The 15,544-nt window shown below is 41.6% G+C and carries 18 protein-coding genes; 12 read left to right on the top strand and 6 right to left on the bottom strand.

Annotated elements, in window-relative coordinates; translation table 11 throughout:
• Positions 1-3 precede the first annotated feature (3 nt).
• Genes ruvA through AC4E92_RS03185 form a run of 6 tightly spaced genes read right to left on the bottom strand, consistent with a single transcriptional unit; the run spans position 4 to position 5,799 of the window.
• On the bottom strand, positions 4-570 hold the full coding sequence (gene ruvA, locus AC4E92_RS03160) for a Holliday junction branch migration protein RuvA (RefSeq protein WP_490239136.1): 567 nt from the start codon (positions 568-570) through the stop codon (positions 4-6).
• Between the two features lie 5 nt (positions 571-575).
• Positions 576-1,898 (bottom strand): bifunctional folylpolyglutamate synthase/dihydrofolate synthase, encoded by a 1,323-nt coding sequence (locus tag AC4E92_RS03165; RefSeq protein WP_490239137.1) that lies wholly within the window; start codon positions 1,896-1,898, stop codon positions 576-578.
• Entirely contained in the window at positions 1,895-4,480 is a 2,586-nt protein-coding gene (locus tag AC4E92_RS03170; RefSeq protein WP_490239138.1) for a valine--tRNA ligase, read from the bottom strand. Before AC4E92_RS03170 ends, AC4E92_RS03165 begins: the two co-directional genes overlap by 4 nt.
• 54 nt (positions 4,481-4,534) lie before the next feature.
• Positions 4,535-4,906, bottom strand: a complete 372-nt coding sequence (locus tag AC4E92_RS03175) for an SHOCT-like domain-containing protein (RefSeq protein WP_490239139.1) — start codon at positions 4,904-4,906, stop codon at positions 4,535-4,537.
• Positions 4,903-5,274, bottom strand: a complete 372-nt coding sequence (locus AC4E92_RS03180; protein WP_490239140.1) for a DUF2089 domain-containing protein — start codon at positions 5,272-5,274, stop codon at positions 4,903-4,905. The genes AC4E92_RS03175 and AC4E92_RS03180 overlap by 4 nt, the downstream gene beginning before the upstream one ends.
• Before the next feature lie 9 nt (positions 5,275-5,283).
• Entirely contained in the window at positions 5,284-5,799 is a 516-nt protein-coding gene (locus AC4E92_RS03185; protein WP_490239141.1) for a hypothetical protein, read from the bottom strand.
• Positions 5,800-6,039: 240 nt separating this feature from the next.
• On the opposite strand from AC4E92_RS03185, the gene rplU reads away from it, so the two are divergent.
• The 12 genes from rplU (at position 6,040) to AC4E92_RS03245 (ending at position 15,533) form a co-directional block, all read left to right on the top strand.
• Positions 6,040-6,363 carry a 50S ribosomal protein L21 gene (gene rplU, locus AC4E92_RS03190; RefSeq protein WP_490239142.1) on the top strand — a complete coding sequence of 108 codons (324 nt, stop codon included), beginning with the start codon at positions 6,040-6,042 and terminating at the stop codon, positions 6,361-6,363.
• The gene (locus tag AC4E92_RS03195; RefSeq protein WP_490239143.1) at positions 6,360-6,695 is read left to right on the top strand and encodes a ribosomal-processing cysteine protease Prp; all 336 of its coding nucleotides are present in this window, start codon (positions 6,360-6,362) and stop codon (positions 6,693-6,695) included. Before rplU ends, AC4E92_RS03195 begins: the two co-directional genes overlap by 4 nt.
• The gene (gene rpmA / locus AC4E92_RS03200) at positions 6,664-6,933 is read left to right on the top strand and encodes a 50S ribosomal protein L27 (RefSeq protein ID WP_490239144.1); all 270 of its coding nucleotides are present in this window, start codon (positions 6,664-6,666) and stop codon (positions 6,931-6,933) included. The genes AC4E92_RS03195 and rpmA overlap by 32 nt, the downstream gene beginning before the upstream one ends.
• Before the next feature lie 12 nt (positions 6,934-6,945).
• Complete coding sequence (gene rplM / locus AC4E92_RS03205) at positions 6,946-7,389, top strand: 50S ribosomal protein L13 (protein ID WP_490239145.1); 444 nt, start codon at positions 6,946-6,948, stop codon at positions 7,387-7,389.
• 14 nt (positions 7,390-7,403) lie between these two features.
• Positions 7,404-7,808, top strand: coding sequence for a 30S ribosomal protein S9 (gene rpsI, locus AC4E92_RS03210; RefSeq protein ID WP_490239146.1), 405 nt, complete (start codon positions 7,404-7,406; stop codon positions 7,806-7,808).
• Between the two features lie 155 nt (positions 7,809-7,963).
• The gene (gene dnaG, locus AC4E92_RS03215; protein ID WP_490239147.1) at positions 7,964-9,637 is read left to right on the top strand and encodes a DNA primase; all 1,674 of its coding nucleotides are present in this window, start codon (positions 7,964-7,966) and stop codon (positions 9,635-9,637) included.
• Positions 9,638-9,683: 46 nt separating this feature from the next.
• The gene (gene rpoD / locus AC4E92_RS03220) at positions 9,684-10,805 is read left to right on the top strand and encodes an RNA polymerase sigma factor RpoD (RefSeq protein WP_490239184.1); all 1,122 of its coding nucleotides are present in this window, start codon (positions 9,684-9,686) and stop codon (positions 10,803-10,805) included.
• Positions 10,806-10,817: 12 nt separating this feature from the next.
• Positions 10,818-11,792, top strand: a complete 975-nt coding sequence (locus AC4E92_RS03225; protein ID WP_490239148.1) for a PhoH family protein — start codon at positions 10,818-10,820, stop codon at positions 11,790-11,792.
• The gene (locus AC4E92_RS03230) at positions 11,776-13,206 is read left to right on the top strand and encodes an HD family phosphohydrolase (RefSeq protein ID WP_490239149.1); all 1,431 of its coding nucleotides are present in this window, start codon (positions 11,776-11,778) and stop codon (positions 13,204-13,206) included. Before AC4E92_RS03225 ends, AC4E92_RS03230 begins: the two co-directional genes overlap by 17 nt.
• Positions 13,196-13,555: an rRNA maturation RNase YbeY gene (gene ybeY / locus AC4E92_RS03235; RefSeq protein WP_490239185.1), complete on the top strand. Its 360-nt coding sequence runs from the start codon at positions 13,196-13,198 to the stop codon at positions 13,553-13,555. The genes AC4E92_RS03230 and ybeY overlap by 11 nt, the downstream gene beginning before the upstream one ends.
• Complete coding sequence (locus AC4E92_RS03240; protein ID WP_490239150.1) at positions 13,545-14,780, top strand: DUF1015 domain-containing protein; 1,236 nt, start codon at positions 13,545-13,547, stop codon at positions 14,778-14,780. Before ybeY ends, AC4E92_RS03240 begins: the two co-directional genes overlap by 11 nt.
• 63 nt (positions 14,781-14,843) lie before the next feature.
• Complete coding sequence (locus AC4E92_RS03245; protein ID WP_490239151.1) at positions 14,844-15,533, top strand: zinc metallopeptidase; 690 nt, start codon at positions 14,844-14,846, stop codon at positions 15,531-15,533.
• The last annotated feature ends 11 nt before the right edge of the window (positions 15,534-15,544 follow it).

Consider the following 15,544-nt stretch of genomic DNA (forward strand, 5'->3'; position numbering starts at 1 on the left):
CAGTTATACCTTCTTTGACAGTTTTTTCAGTGCCTCCTTCACAATTTGTTCTGTACTCATCTTATCTGTATAAACAGATTTCACGACATCTGTCGACTCGGTTTTCGAGAACCCCAGTGCTACAAGAGCCTCGATTGCATCAAATAACTCTGACGAATATGTGGTTTGAATCTCAAAATGTTCATCCTTTAGTTCTGCTATTAATCTTTCTGCGGTCTTTTTTCCAATTCCTTGAATCTGGGATAACTTTTCAACATTTTCATTGATCACCAGGTGCACAAATTCTTCAGGTTCTACCGATCCCACGATCTTCAGAGCAGTCTTGGGACCTATTTTGGATACTTTCAGAATCTTTTCGAAAATGTGCAACTTTTCTTTTCTTGAAAAACCGTACAGGACAACTTCATTCTGATTGAACTCAAGATGAGTGTGAAGTTCGATCTCGTCTCCCACAGTAGATCTTTCCAAGGTCTGGCTATCACACAGAACTCTTATTACGAAATTTTCCACCTGCAACAAAAGACTACCCGATTCTTTGGCGTACACTTTTCCCTTAATGGCTGCGAGCAAGTTCATCATCTCACGATGGACCATTCGGGCTCAAGAGATCCATCTGTTATGTAATCTCTCAGATATCCAACCAGGTACAGTGAACCCGTTATAATTATCGTCTCATATCCTTCCTGCTTTAGTCTTTCGTATGCCACTATTGGATCGATTTCAAACTCGACGCTGTTGTTGAACTGTTTTGCTATCTGGAAGGTTTCCTGAGGATTCTGTGCTCTGTGAGAGAATGGTCTTGTCACGATTATTTTATCAAAAAGCGGCGCTATCTGTGACAGAACACCTTTTTTGTCCTTGTCATCGACGATCCCGATCACTGCACCGAGTCTCTCATTTTTAAGATAATCAATAATGGTCTTTCTCAGCACCCTTGCGGCTGGCAGGTTGTGTGCACCGTCAAAGATCACCCTTGGCTTTGTATCAAGAACTTCGAACCTGCCGGGCATTTTTGCTTTTTCCAGTGCCCTTCTTATAGCCATTTCATCTACCTTCAGATTTGTTCTTTCGGCAAAAACAAGAAATGCCTGTAGCGCAACAGACGCATTCAAAAATTGATGTTCACCGTTCAGTGAGATCTTCAGATTTTTCAGCTCTCTTTTTCCATGAAAATCAAAGTGATTATCCGATAGAGAAAGACTTGTGTTGTCGTAGGAGAAATCTCTTCCAATCAGGTGTAGATCACTTTTGTTCAGCTCACAAATCTTTTCGATGACGCTTAACGGCTCTTTTTTCTTTTCACCACAGACAACAGGCACTTTGTGCTTTATTATCCCGGCTTTTTCAAAGGCGATCTTCTCAAGAGTATCACCGAGAATGTGCATGTGGTCGTAATCCACCGTTACTATCACGCTGACCTGTGGAGTTAAAACGTTGGTTGCATCAAATCTTCCTCCCAGTCCAACTTCAATTGACCCAGCTTGGACTGACATTTTTTTGTAGATCATGAAAGCCATCGCAGTGGTAAACTCAAAGAAACTCGGTTTGAACTGTTCTCCCTGTTTATCCATTTGCAGTGCCATTTTCTGAACATCATCAAAGGCACTCAGAATTATCTGCTCTGGGACAAACTGTTCATCTACTAAGATCCTCTCTTTAAAAGTTGACAGATGCGGAGAATAGTAGCTTGCAGTTTTCAACCCGTGTTCTATGAACAGCCAGCTCAAAAAACGCGTCACCGAACCTTTTCCGTTTGTACCTGTCACGTGAGCGGAATGGAAGCTGTCCTGTGGATTTTGCAACATCTCGCACAGCTGTTTGATTCTGTCAAGACCGAGTGTTATCTTTCCCGATGGTCTTTCGTTGTAAAGGTATTCAAGCATCTGAAGGTAGGTCATCTTAGATCCCCCAGTATCTGCTGTAAGACTTTCAAACGCGATTCTGTTTCTGAGAGTTTCTCACGCGTTTCTTTTATCACGTCTTCAAGTGCATGTGATAGAAATTTCTCATCGGACAGTTTTTTCACGTACCATTCTTTTTCTTTGAGTAGTTTTTCGATATTTTTTTCAAGCCTGCTGATCTCTTTTTGAATATCAACACCGGTTATATCCACGTATATGTGAAACTCCTGATTGACGAATGCCGTTGCACTGTTTTGCGGTTTACTTTCGACGTACTCGATTGTCTTTATATTTGCAAGATGCTTTATCAGAAATTGCTCCTGTTCAGACAGATGTTTCCCGTGGATATACAGTGTGCACTGTTTTGATGCCATATCCAGTTCTGATCGCACATTTCTTATGCCTCTGACGATTTGCATGATCATCTCAAAGTTCTTTTCAGCAAGATCGTCTGAAAAATTGTCTTCTACCTGGGGCCAGGATGCGATTGTTATCGACTCTCCTGCAACTGGAAGATTCTGCCACAGCTCTTCCGACAAAAATGGCATAAACGGATGCAGCAATCTCAAGCTTGAATCTAATACCTTTACCAGAACATTCTGAACTGTGGCTCTGTTTTCACCATTCAACATTGGCTTTGCCGATTCTATGTACCAGTCACAGAATTCGTTCCAGAAGAACTCGTAGATGGACTTTGCCGCTACGTTGAAATCGTAGTTTTCAAGAGCCTGAGTTACCGCCAAGATAGTTTTCTGCAGCCTTGAAAGAATCCATCTGTCGGCAAGTGAAAGTCCATCAAGTGGTTTTTCCTGATAATCACTAAGGTTGATTAGCACAAATCTGGTGGCATTCCAGATCTTGTTGGCAAATTTCCTGTATGTATCAAAGTATCTCTCGTCGAGTTTTATATCACTGCCCTGGGCTGCAAGGATTGCTAGGGTGAATCTTACAGGATCTGTCCCATATTTCTTGGACATATCTATCGGATCTATACCGTTTCCGAGTGACTTGCTCATTTTTCTTCCGTATTTATCCCGTATTAGCTGGTGTATATAAACATCGGTGAATGGCTTTTCATTCATAAACTGATATCCCATGACAATCATTCTTGCAACCCAGAAGAAAATTATGTCAAAACCGGTTACAAGAACAGATGTTGGATAATATTTCTCAAGGTCCTGTGTTTTTTCGGGCCAGCCGAGAGTTGAAAATGGCCACAGTGCAGAAGAAAACCAGGTATCCAGTACATCTTCGTCCTGCCTTATCGATCCAGAATGGCATTTTGGACATTCTTTGACATCTGTTTCAGACACGATAATTTCACCGCAATCATCACAGTACCAGACTGGTATTCTGTGTCCCCACCAGAGCTGTCTGCTGATACACCAGTCGCGCACGTTGTACATCCAGTGAAGGTAAACCTTTTTCCACCTGTCTGGGACAAAACGAACCTGACCTGTTTCGACAGCCTCTATGGCTTTTTGAGCCAAAGGCTTCATGCTCACAAACCACTGATCCATGACCCTCGGTTCGATCTCTCTGTCGCACCTGTAACAGTGACCGACGGAGTGATCTATATCTTCAACCTTTACCAGATAACCGCCATCCTGAAGATCTCTCACGATCATTTCTCTTGCTTTGTAGCGATCCAGACCTATGTATTTTCCTCCATTTTCATTTATTCTTGCTTCGTCGTCGAATATGTCGATGAACTCGAGATTGTGTCTTTTAGCGACTTCGAAATCATTTGGATCATGTGAAGGAGTGATTTTCACAGCACCGGTACCAAATTGTGGATCGACGTACTCATCGGCTATTACTGGTATTTCTCTGTTGACCAGCGGCAGGATCACCTTTCTATTGATGACATTTTTATACCGTTCGTCTGTGGGGTTGACAGCAACAGCAGTATCTCCGAGCATCGTCTCTGGTCTTGTGGTTGCCACAACGATATAATCACTGCCATCTGAAAATGGATATTTTACGTAGTACAGTTTCGCCTTTTTTTCCTCATGTTCAACCTCTTCATCTGACAAAACCGTCTTACACCTGGGACACCAGTTAACCATGTATTTGCCTTTGTAGATCAATCCATTTTTGTACAGCTCAACAAAGACCTTCCTCACGGCATTGGACAATCCTTCATCCAGGGTAAATCTTTCTCTTGTCCAATCAACTGATGCTCCCAGTGTTTCTATTTGCTGGCGTATTTCAAGCCTGTACTTTTCAGCCCATTGCCAGACTATTTTGAGAAATTCTTCTCTTCCCAGTTCTTCGCGTCTTTTACCTTGAGATTCTATGTATCTTTCAACGGCATTTTGTGTGGCAATACCAGCGTGATCCTCACCGGGTATCCACAGTGTATCAAAGCCACGCATTCTCTTGTAGCGCACTAAGATATCCTGCAGAGTTATATTGAGCGCATGTCCCATGTGGATGCGTCCTGTTATATTTGGAGGTGGTATTACGACCACAAATGGTGTGCCACTTCCCTTTGGAGTGAAATATCCATTTTGTACCCACTTTGTGTACCATTTTTTCTCAATCTGTTCTGGCATGTACCGAGTACCAAGGTCCATTTTACTCACACCTCCAGTAGATCTTATGCCATGATTTTATCAAAAAATGGCTTATTAATCAATGAATATACGAACAGTTGTGCCGTCAGCTCCCGTTGCGTTTATTATATCTCCTTCTATTTCCGACAGACCCTTCATGGCTTCATCGAGCTGTTGTGACAAGAGATCCAGATCGACGTTGGGAAATTTTTCTTTCAGAGCTGGTAGAGATAGCTTTAGAATTTGCACCAGTCCAACTGGAATTTTGATATCCACTTTATCTCCATCTTTACCTTTGGCTTGAATGTAAAACATTCTCTTTTTTTCCGATTTTTGCTGCTTGGGTTCTGAAAAAATACCCATAGTTTCAGCAAGCTCAAGTGCCTGTTCAGGTGTGAGCTTTCCGTCTTTCACCATATTCATGATCCTGAAAAGTTCCTCCCTCATGGTTTAACCTCCTTATCACCTTTAATCAGTGAAATAGCGGTGGAAAAGTCGATTTGATTGGTTTCGAGTTGATCCAGGATATTCGAGTAGTTGTTCTGCTGTGGCGATGAATAACCAAGGTTTGCCAGAACTCTATTGAAATATGAATGCACTGTAGGGTAAGAAATTCCAAGTTTCTCTGCGACCTTTGTGAGATTTCCTCTGTTTTTCAGATATATTCTGAGAAATTCTAAATCTTCTTCACACAGGCTGTTGAATTCATTGGGTGTGAATTGACCTTCGATTTTAGTATTGCATTTTTTGCATCTGTAAGAAGTTACCACGACCTCGGAGTTGCAAACCGGGCATTTTGAAAAAAACCGGTTCATCACTTCACCTCACACAATACCAATTTTGACTGTTGTACCTTCACTCTCAACGGTCACAAAATCCCCGGAAAAGCTCATTAGTTCGTCTATACAGGAAATGAAAACCTCCTGAAGAATCTGAAAGGTTTTCTCATCCAGTGAGATTTTGTTTTTGAAAGATTTGAAGATCAGCGGTAAAAGCGATCTTAAAAATGGTTTTAGCACAATGATGATTGAAAAAGGTATTGCGATCCTCACGTGAGTTGAATCGGCACTGTCATCAACCAGGATCAGAAATTTTTTTCCAGCAGGCGGGGTTATCATATTTTCAATCCACTCAAGATCCTCCGAGCTCAGTTTATCTTTCAACCTCTCTTTAATAACTTCCCTGATCTGTCTTGTTTTTTTGATAAGCTTTGCATGATGTGAGAATATTTCGGTTAATATGTAAACTCCAAGTGCGGTGAATATAATCCCAAAGAAAACCTTTGCCCCAAAAAATATCAGACAAACACCCGCCAAGACAAGAACTGCTGCCAGATACATTCACTCACCTCCAAAAAATCAAAGGACTACTTTATATTTTATCAAATCATATCTTATAATAATTGAAAACGGGAAATTTTCTGTGGTTTATTGTGTAATCTTAAAGTTTCAATATCTTAACTGAATGGGTGGTAAAATATCAAAGCGTAAAATTCACAAGAGCACTTGAAAAATGTGAGAAAGGCTCCTGTTGAGATGGGAGCTACATTTTTCAGTGCATGTTGCCAAGGAGGTGAACGTGTGTACGCAATTATCGAAACAGGAGGCAAGCAGTACAAAGTTTGTGAAGGTGACACCATCGCTGTCGAAAAATTACCACAGCAGCAAGGAGAACAGGTTGTTTTCGAGCGAGTGCTTCATCTTTCGACCGATTCGAGTGCGAAGATAGGCAAACCTTATCTGCAGGGTTGTACAGTAGTTGGTACCGTACTGGGTCATGAAAGAGCCAGAAAGGTAACGATTGTGAAGTACAAATCTCGAAAGAACTATCGACGTGAGCGCGGACACAGACAGTGGTTTACACTGGTGAAGATTGAAAAAATACAGACCGGTGAAGCACAGTGATAAAGGTTACATTTTACAGATCTTCTGAGCATTATCTTTCTTTCATTGCTCGTGGTCACAGTCATTTTGATGTTGAAGGTAAGGATATAGTATGTGCCGCAGTTAGTGCACTGGTTCAGCATACGGCTAGAATTCTCTCTGATCAGGGCGATGCGGTTGTTAAAAAATCAAAAGGAAGACTTGAGATATCCCTGAAGAATCAGAACGAACTATCGGATCTGTTGATAAACGAGCTGTACAAAAGTCTGAGTGATTTGCAAGAGCAATTTCCTGCCAACCTTTCTGTGGAGGTGAATGTGGATGCGAATCGATATACAGATGTTCGCTCATAGAAAAAGCGGGAGCACCAATGGTCGAGACAGTAGGCCGAAATATCTTGGTGTCAAAGTTGGAGATGGTCAAAAAGTTCTTGCCGGTAATATCATTGTCAGGCAAAGAGGAACTAAAATACATTCTGGTAAAAATGTTGGTTGCGGCAAGGATTTCACTCTCTATGCTTTAAAAGAAGGTATTGTGAGGTTCTATGTGAAAAACAACAAAAAATTCGTTGATGTTATACCTCAAGAGTGAGGAGGAATTGTCATGGCGCGTTCGTTTCCCATACAAAAGACCACAGTTGTTAGAGAAACCGGGAAAAAGTGGTATCTTGTCGATGCTTCAGGAAAAGTGCTTGGAAGGCTCGCAACTCAGATTGCAAAGTACCTTATGGGTAAAAATGAACCCACATTCTTTCCCGGAGTTGACACGGGAAATTATGTCGTTGTGATAAACGCTGAGAAGGTTGTTCTGACCGGTGATAAGCTTGACAAGAAGATATATTACCGCCATTCTGGATACCCTGGAGGATTGAAAGAAAACACCGCAAGACAGATTCTTGAAAAACATCCAGAAAGATTGATATACCTTGCTGTGAAAAGAATGCTTCCCAAGGCTGCGCTTGGAGATAAGTATCTAAAAAGGCTCAAAGTCTATGCAAAAAATGAACATCCACATGAGGCTCAAAATCCCCAGCCTTTGGAGCTTTGATGGGAGGGTAAACAATGCCAGAGAATGTTGTCTATCACGGTTTGGGTAGGAGAAAGACTTCCGTAGCGAGAGTTTATCTCTTTCCCGGTCAGGGTAAGCTGACAATAAACGATAAACCCTATAACTCTGCGCAGGAGTACTTTAAAGACCAGGTCAGGGCAAGGCAGGCTCTTGAGCCCCTGTTGCTCACAAAGATGAATGAGAAATTCGATGTTTTCATAAGAGTTGAAGGAGGAGGTCTCTCGGGTCAAGCTGGTGCTGTGAGATTGGCACTTGCCCGTGCCCTGATTCAAGTCAATCCCGAGCTCAGACCTACTCTGAAAGCTCAGGGTATGTTAACAAGAGATCCGCGCATGGTCGAAAGAAAGAAGTACGGTTTGAAAAAAGCTCGAAGGGCTCCACAGTACTCAAAACGTTAATTTTGCGGGGTGTCGTACTCGACACCCTGTGTTGAACTTTTTTCTTCAAAATCAGTCTAAAAAATTTGGTATTAAGATCCCGCAAAGTATTACCTTTCTGTCCGACGGGAGGAAGTTGTCTGATATCTTCTTTCTTGGGACATTAGAATTTCACAATGGTGAGCAAAGAAATCATTGAGAGAATCAAGCGTGAGGTCGATATAGTTCAGGTCGTCTCACAATATGTTTCGTTGCAAAAAGTTGGTTCCAGCTACAGGGGATTGTGTCCATTTCACAGCGAGAAGACCCCATCTTTTCATGTCAATCCAACCCTTAAGCTCTACCACTGTTTTGGTTGCGGGGCTTCTGGTGATGTCATAAAATTCGTTCAGGAAATTGAACACATTTCTTTCTACGATGCGCTCAAAAAACTCGGACAGATGGTTAACATACAGGTGGATTTCGACACAAAGCAATCTGCCAAAGAAAAGTACATCGATTTTCTCAATAAAGTTCATGCACAGTACAGAAAACAGCTCATGCAGAATAAAGAAGCGATGAAATACCTTTTTGATAGAGGTTTCAAACAAGAAGAAATTGAACAGTACGAATTTGGTTACTGCCCCGCTGGGTCAAAATTGACTTTAAAGGTTGCATCAGAACTCTCTATACCGCTTTCTAAGGTCTTTCAGTATGGTGTTGTGAAAACTGTTGCACATGAATATCTTGATCTTTTTGAAGGCAGGATAGTGATTCCTATAAAAGATGATCTTGGAAGAACCATAGCTTTTGGTGGAAGATCGATCGACAATCGCGAGCCGAAATATCTCAATTCTCCTGAGACAGAATATTTTTCAAAACGCTCGACGCTTTTTCTACTCGATAAAGCGAAAAAAGCCATCAAAGGTGTTGACTTTGCAGTCATCACAGAAGGGTATTTCGATGCCATAGCATTCCACAGGGCTGGGATTACAAACGCTGTAGCAGTACTTGGAACGAATCTTTCCAAAGAACATCTGGTTAAACTCGGGGCTTTGAGCAGGAATGTAATACTCTGTTTCGACGCGGATGAAGCAGGACAGAGAGCAACTTTGAAATCTTTGAAAACACTGATAGATATGTCCTTTGATGTGGCTGTCGCACTGTTTTCGCAGAAAGATCCAGATGAAGTTTTTAAAACAGAAGGCGCAGATGCTTTGAAAAGAGCATTGAAAAAAGCAGTATCTTTCGAAGAATACATAGTTGAGTTCTATTCAAAATTTTTTGATCTTTCTTCGCCTGCTGGTTCTGAGAAATTTTTAAACCAGCTGAAAGTATGGGTGCAATCTCTACTGAATACCCAGAGAATTCAAAGATATGAAAATCTGTTGAAGATGATATCAACAAAGGTGAAACTCTCAGTATCTCAGCTCACTGAGTACTACAGGACTCAGGAATTTCAGAAAGAACAGGCTTCAAGGATAACCCTTCCAAATGACGAAGACTATTTGATTTACCTTTATATAACTCAAGAAGAACTGAGAAATGAACTGTCCAAGATAGACAAGTCTGTTATGAGCGAAAAAGCCAGAAAGGTTCTCGAACTGCTTGAAAGTGGCACTGATATTTCTGAGCAGGATGAAGAAATTAAAAAGTACATTTTTGATTTGTTATCGAAAATACCCCCGGGTGATTCATTGAAGATGCTTGAAGACATAAAAAAGCGTTTTGCAAGAAAAGCAATTGAAAAGCGTTTGTCACAGATAGACGGTAAACTTGCCAATTGCAAGAATGATGAAGAACGTGCAGAACTTTTAAAAGAAAGGTTGAATTTGATTAGAACAATCGGAGGTGATCGAGGTGGAACGTGAAGAAATCAAGGAAGAATTTGAGGAAAAATCCGAACAGAAGCCCACTATGACCAACGAGGAGATAGAAAAGAGGATAAAATCTCTCATAAGAACCGGTAAGAAAAAGGGATTTATAACGTATGATGACATAGATAAAGCCTTTCCACCAGATTACGAAGGTTTTGATACCTCTCTAATAGAACGTATATACGAAGAACTGGAAAAAAACAAGATCAACATTCAGGATGCTGAACCCGAGTCCTTAGAGGATTTGGAAGACAGCACCATAGAATCTGAAATTCCAAGCCTTTTAGAAGAAGGACCAGAGGTATATGACAACGTTGCCCTAAAAGATCCCATAAAGATGTATCTGCGTGAAATTGGGAAAATACCTCTGCTCACGCCTTCTCAGGAACGTGAGCTTGCAAGACGCGCACAGGCTGGCAATGAAAGGGCAAAAAGAAAGCTCGTTGAGTCAAACTTGAGACTGGTTGTGAGCATAGCCAAAAGGTACATAGGAAGAGGCTTGCCTTTTCTGGATTTGATTCAGGAAGGAAATATAGGACTGTTAAAGGCTGTGGAAAAATTCGACTGGAGAAAAGGGTACAAATTCAGCACATACGCTACCTGGTGGATCAGACAGGCTATTACACGCGCCATAGCGGATCAGGCAAGAACCATAAGAATACCGGTTCACATGGTCGAAACCATCAACAAACTCAACCGAATAACAAGAGAATATTATCAAAAATACGGTGAACAGCCATCGCTCGACGAACTTGCCAAACTCATGGATAGGCCAGTCGACAAAATCGAAGAGATACTTCAGGCTTCCAAGGAGACCGTTTCACTGGAAGCTCCTGTCGGTGAAGATGAAGATTCAACTGTTGGAGATTTCGTGGCAGATGAAAACATAGCATCTCCAAAGAAGGAAGCCATGAGAATGCTGATGCGCGAAGAGCTCGAAAAGGTGCTCAAGACTCTCAATCCAAGAGAAGCCATGGTCCTGAAAATGAGATATGGATTGCTCGATGGAAAAGCCAAAACCCTGGAAGAAGTTGGTCAGTATTTCAATGTCACAAGAGAAAGGATCAGACAGATAGAAGTCAAGGCTCTGAGAAAACTGAGACATCCGTCCAGAAGTAAGTATTTGAAATCACTGTTCTCTCTGCTCGATCAGCAGGGATGAGGTAAAATAATCATGAGAGGTGGTGTGAAACTGACATCCAAGACAATTGAAGTTCCAGATAACGTCGATATGGTTGTTGTCTTAGGACAGTACGACAACAGATTGAGATTTCTTAGAAAGAGATTTTCCGTAAACATAGACATTTCGGACAAAAAAATCACGGTGGCTGGCAATGACCAGACCATAGTTGAAACAGTTGAAAGTATACTCTCTCAAGTTGTTACCGCAGCCAAAAAAGGTTATGTCATGGATTGGAGTGAGTTCGAATCTCTGGTTGATTTGTATTCTTCTTGGGATAGATCCTTGGCACAGAGTCCTCAAGAAAATATCCTGTCTGGCAGAATCAGACCCAAAACGAAGGGTCAGGCTGAATATGTCGAGGCAATGAGAAAATTCGATGTGGTGTTTGCAATCGGTCCTGCTGGGACGGGTAAGACATATCTTGCAGTAGCCATGGCTTTGGACTATCTCAAATCGGGAATTGTCCAGAGAATTATACTCACAAGACCTGCTGTTGAAGCTGGTGAGAAACTCGGATTTTTACCTGGTGATCTGGTTGAAAAGGTGGATCCATATCTCAGACCAATCTACGATGCCATAATGGATATGATGCCTGCCGAGAAGTTTTACACCTACAGACAAAAAGGCATAATCGAGATTGCACCATTGGCTTTCATGCGCGGCAGAACATTGAACAACTGCTTTGTCATACTCGATGAGGCTCAAAATGCGACTCACCAGCAGATGAAAATGTTTCTGACAAGAATTGGTTTCAACTCTAAAGCGGTCATCACAGGAGATGTAACTCAGATAGATATTGATAAAGGTAATTCGGGCTTGATAGAATGCGAGAACATTCTCAAAGGCATAGATGGCGTAGCGTTTGTCTACCTATCTGAGTCTGATATCGTCAGGCATCCTGTTGTCAAAGAGATCATCAAAGCCTATGAAAATTATGAAAGGAATAAACATGAAAAAAGCGGCTGATTTCTTTATTCGAAACTGGCTTGATTTTGTTGTTGTAATCCTGTGTTTTTTCCTGCTGAAATTACCTCACCTGCCAAATCTGTTCGTTCTGGTAAATGGTTACATCGCGGCGCTGTTTCTGTGGTTTGTGGTTGTCAAGCCACAGATCAACCAGAAGCCATTTATTCTGCACAGATCGTACTCTATTTTGTTTTATCTCATCATTTTGTCAGGTGCTCTTTTGGCGAGAGTTTTGACAGAGCAATTTGGCTCTTACATATCACCTTTTTTTATTCCAATCACTCTGGTTGCACTTTTATACAACAGAGAACTGGCTATAGTGGCGTCGATTTATTTATCAGTGGTTTTTTCAACGGCTTTTGGATTCAACAGCATTGGATTTGCCATGATGTTAACCACCTGTCTGGTCACAGCGGTGATGGGTTCAAAGATTGAAAAACGCATGCAGGTTGCAAAATCTGCCTTTTTCGTTGCTTTGATTTCGATAACCTTTTACCTGTTGCACAGTCGAATACAGGGCATGAAACCAGATTATTTACAGATTTTAATTGCTTTTTTCACACCTTTTATTTCTTCAATCATCTGCATAGGTCTTCTTCCATTCATAGAATATGCGAGTATGATATATTCCAATATTGATCTGATAGAACTCGGTAATCTGAACAACCCTTTGTTGAAGACACTATCTTTGAGAGCTCCGGGTACTTATTATCACTCCTCGATGGTTGCAAATCTCGCTGAAGCTGCGGCTCAGAGAATAGGTGCAAATGCCATCTTAGCAAGAACGGCATCGTATTTTCACGATGTCGGCAAAGCAAAAAGACCGTATTTCTATACCGAGAACATCTACCAGGAAAATCCTCACGATGAACTCAGTCCGAAGTTGAGTCATCTGATCATTCAGGATCACGTTAAATCGGGTTTAGAGATGGCAAAAAGAAACAGATTACCACTCCTTGTACAGGATGTGATCCCACAGCACCATGGTACACGTGTGCAAAAGTATTTCTATAACAAATCAAAGGAACTTGGCGAACAGTTGAGCGAAAATGAATTTCGTTATCCCGGTCCAAAACCGCAGTTTAAAGAAGCAGGTATAATAATGTTAGCCGATGCAGTTGAAGCAGCTGCAAGGAGCCTGAAGAACCCTTCTGCAGGACGCGTCCAAACAATGGTTGAGGAGATAATATCAGGCATATACAACGAGAGAGAACTGGATGAATCCGGGTTGACTTTGAAGGACCTGGAAGCGATTGCAGAGGAATTCACCAAGGTTTTACTCAATATGTTCAAGAGCCGCATAGAATATCCAAAAGAGGAAATAAAGAAGGTGATAAGCCTTGCCCAGAATTCAAATAATCAACAGGACAAAAAGTCCGGTAAACAGAACACTGATCAGGAAAGTGGCAAATGAGATTTTGAAAAATGAAATTGGCGAAGTGAAGGTGAACATAATTTTCATTGGAGAAAAACGCATGAGAGATCTCAACAAAAATTATAGAAAGATCGATTCACCAACCGATGTGCTTACTTTTGTTTACAACGACATGGATCTATTTGGAGAGATATTCATCTGTCCAAAGCAGGTAGAGAAGAATGCGGAGAAATTCAGACAGCCTTATTTAACTGAACTGGTAAGGGTTGTGATACATTCCTGCCTTCATTTGAGTGGTTACGATCATGAATTGAGTGATAACAGATCAGAAGAAATGTTTAACAAGCAGGAAAAATATCTAAAGGAGGTTGAAAAGCATGATCGTTAAGCCATTCATGGCGTTGAGACCTAAGAAAGAGTTTGCCCAGAAAGTGGCTGTGAAACCATACGATGTGATAAGCTCTCAGGACGCAAAAAAGGTTGTGCAGAATAACCCGTATTCTTTTTACAAAGTGACAAAACCGGAAGTGAACTTCGACGAACAGGTCGAACCGTCTTCTGACAAGGCACTTGAAGCAGCAAAGAAAAATCTTCAATGGTTTGTTGATTCTGGGATCTTTTTCCAGGATCGTGAATCTTTTTACATATACAAGCAAGTTGCAAAAGACCATACTCAAATAGGTTTGGTTGCGACCTTCTCAGTTGATGAATATCTCACAGACCGCATAAAAAAACACGAACTGACCAGAAAAGACAAAGAGGAAGAAAGGGCAAAACACATAAATTATCTGAGAGCTCAAACCGGACCGGTTTTCCTGATGTACCGTTCCCGCGAGGAAATAGATAGTTATATAGAAAATCTCGCTCAGGGAGAACCTGAGTACGACTTTTTTGATGAAGATGGTATCAGACAGGTCGTGTACGTGATTCAGGATAAAAAGGTTATTGAAAAGATAAAAACACTTTTTGGTACAGTCGACAGTTTTTACATAGCAGATGGTCATCACCGGGCTGCTTCTGCGGTAAGGGTTGCACAGCTTCTCAGGCAGGAAAGTAAGACATTCACGGGGAACGAAGAGTACAATTTCTTCCTAGCAGTTCTTTTCCCGCACAGGCATCTACGCATATACGATTACAATCGGGTTGTCAGAGATTTAAATGGTATGAGTGAACAGGAGTTTTTCTCAAAAATAGAAAAGGTTTTTGAGGTATCTCTTTCAAAAGAAGGTGCGTACAGACCTCAGAAAAAACACGAGTTTGGAATGTATATAAATGGAAAATGGTACAGGCTGGTGCTGAGGAAAAATCTAATAGACGATTCTGATCCCATAAAATCCTTGGATGTTTCAATCTTGCAGGAACATGTTTTAGATAGCATTCTTGGGATAAAAGACCCCAGAACCGATAAGAGGATAGATTTCATCGGTGGTATTCACGGTTTACAGGCTTTACAGGACTATGTTGACAAAAAAGGCTGGGCAGTTGCATTTTCGCTCTATCCGACATCGATAGAAGATTTGATGAAAGTCTCGGATTCTGGTAAGATAATGCCACCGAAATCGACCTGGTTTGAACCAAAATTGAAAAGTGGACTTTTTGTTCACTTGATTTGAAGATTGAGCAAAGATTCGAACGGTTTTCAAATGTGAAATGTCCTAATCGAAGGAGGTGAAATTGTGTTCTTTTATGATCCGACTTTCATACTTCTCATACCTGCACTGTTACTGGCTGTATGGGCTCAAATCAAGGTCAGTGCTGCTTTCTCCGAATATTCAAAAGTGAGATCTTCCACGGGCTTCACTGGCAGTCAGCTTGCCATGAGGTTACTTGATAGTGCTGGCATCTACGATGTGCGAGTTGAATCGATGCCCGGGCATCTGACAGACCATTACGATCCGAGAGTAAAGGTTGTGAGGCTTTCCGCTTCCACTTATGCAAGTCCTTCTGTGGCTGCTCTCGGTGTTGTTGCTCATGAGATCGGTCATGCGATCCAGCATGCTCAGAAAAACCCGGCTCTTGTATTTCGAACAATTCTCGCACCGGTTGCCAATCTAGGATCGTCCCTTGCTTGGATCCTGTTCATCATGGGACTTATCTTTGCACTGCCTGCGCTGTGGCAGTTTGGTATCATACTCTTTTCTTTGGCTGTGCTGTTCAGTTTGATCACACTGCCCGTGGAATACGATGCGAGCAAAAAAGCGATGAAGTTGCTTAAAGAAAACATCATGATGTCTGAAGAGGAACTTAAAGGAGTCAGAAAGGTCCTGAGTGCAGCAGCCTTGACGTATGTCGCAGCAACCGCTATGTCTGTTTTACAGCTTTTGAGAATGCTCCTAATTGCCGGTGCATTCGGCAGAAGAGACTGAGAGAAAGCCGT

Source organism: Pseudothermotoga sp., from assembly GCF_031962025.1.
GTDB lineage: Bacteria > Thermotogota > Thermotogae > Thermotogales > DSM-5069 > Pseudothermotoga_B.